We start from the raw sequence: 1,179 nt of genomic DNA, 5'->3' as shown, positions 1-1,179 counted from the left end.
GTCACGTTGACGAAGCTTGCGCTTCATTCATTGTTTGTATCCGAAGATACGTTTTTTGCCTCATCGTTCAGTTTTCAAAGTCCGATATGAAAAATAATGGTCGGGAAGACAGGATTCGAACCTGCGACCCCTTGGTCCCAAACCAAGTGCTCTACCAAGCTGAGCTACTTCCCGAAAAGTGCACCCTGAGAGATTCGAACTCCCGACCCCTTGATTCGTAGTCAAGTACTCTATCCAGCTGAGCTAAGGGTGCATAATAAGTGCGGTCGAGAGGACTTGAACCTCCACAGTGTTGCCACCACTAGGCCCTCAACCTAGCGCGTCTACCATTCCGCCACGACCGCAAATTATGCTATTTGCTATTTGTTGTTACGATTAGATTAGAAATTGGAGCGGAAGACGGGATTCGAACCCGCGACCCCGACCTTGGCAAGGTCGTATTCTACCACTGAACTACTTCCGCATACATATAAATGGTACGGGTGAAGGGACTTGAACCCCCACGTCAAAGACACTAGATCCTAAATCTAGCGCGTCTACCAATTCCGCCACACCCGCATAAAAAAATGGTGTGTCATGCAGGATTCGAACCTGCGACCCTCTGATTAAAAGTCAGATGCTCTACCAACTGAGCTAATGACACGAATAGTATTAAGTTAAAAAATAAAATGGGGCGACTGATGGGAATTGAACCCACGAATGCCGGAATCACAATCCGGTGCGTTAACCACTTCGCCACAACCGCCATATTAAGATGGTGCCGGCAACAGGAGTCGAACCCGCGACCTACTGATTACAAGTCAGTTGCTCTACCAGCTGAGCTACACCGGCAGGTGTAAATGGTGGCTTTGGACGGAATCGAACCGCCGACACGAGGATTTTCAGTCCTCTGCTCTACCGACTGAGCTACAAAGCCATAATTAAAAATTCGGTAAATAAAAATGGCGGTCCTGACGGGATTCGAACCCGCGATCTCCTGCGTGACAGGCAGGCATGTTAACCGCTACACCACAGGACCGTGGTAACTTGACGACTTCTATAATAATATATCAATCCGTCAAAATTGTCAAATACTTTATTAAAAAAGTATGCCTGGCAACGTCCTATCCTCACAGGGGGAAGCCCCCAACTACTTTCGGCGTTCAAGTGCTTAACTTCCGTGTTCGGCATGGGAACGGG

General features: G+C 48.1%; 10 tRNA genes and 1 rRNA gene. All 11 read right to left on the bottom strand.

Going from position 1 to position 1,179, the window contains the following annotated elements:
- Positions 1-97: 97 nt before the first annotated feature.
- Positions 98-174: transfer RNA gene (locus KNQ13_RS15745), tRNA-Pro, on the bottom strand.
- 5 nt (positions 175-179) lie between these two features.
- A tRNA-Arg gene (locus KNQ13_RS15740) sits at positions 180-253 on the bottom strand.
- Positions 254-261: 8 nt separating this feature from the next.
- A tRNA-Leu gene (locus KNQ13_RS15735) sits at positions 262-344 on the bottom strand.
- Between the two features lie 44 nt (positions 345-388).
- A tRNA-Gly gene (locus KNQ13_RS15730) sits at positions 389-463 on the bottom strand.
- Positions 464-474: 11 nt separating this feature from the next.
- A tRNA-Leu gene (locus KNQ13_RS15725) sits at positions 475-558 on the bottom strand.
- A 9-nt stretch (positions 559-567) separates the two neighbouring features.
- Positions 568-643 (bottom strand) — tRNA-Lys (locus KNQ13_RS15720).
- 26 nt (positions 644-669) lie between these two features.
- Positions 670-745, bottom strand: a tRNA-His gene (locus KNQ13_RS15715).
- A gap of 10 nt (positions 746-755) precedes the next feature.
- A tRNA-Thr gene (locus tag KNQ13_RS15710) sits at positions 756-831 on the bottom strand.
- A 9-nt stretch (positions 832-840) separates the two neighbouring features.
- Positions 841-916 (bottom strand) — tRNA-Phe (locus tag KNQ13_RS15705).
- 26 nt (positions 917-942) lie between these two features.
- Positions 943-1,018: transfer RNA gene (locus KNQ13_RS15700), tRNA-Asp, on the bottom strand.
- A gap of 72 nt (positions 1,019-1,090) precedes the next feature.
- Positions 1,091-1,179, bottom strand: a 5S ribosomal RNA gene (gene rrf, locus KNQ13_RS15695); the annotation flags it as partial.

This window comes from Exiguobacterium sp. s128 (assembly GCF_018618815.1).
GTDB classification, from domain to species: domain Bacteria; phylum Bacillota; class Bacilli; order Exiguobacteriales; family Exiguobacteriaceae; genus Exiguobacterium_A; species Exiguobacterium_A antarcticum.
This window is presented reverse-complemented; position numbering and strand designations above follow the sequence as displayed.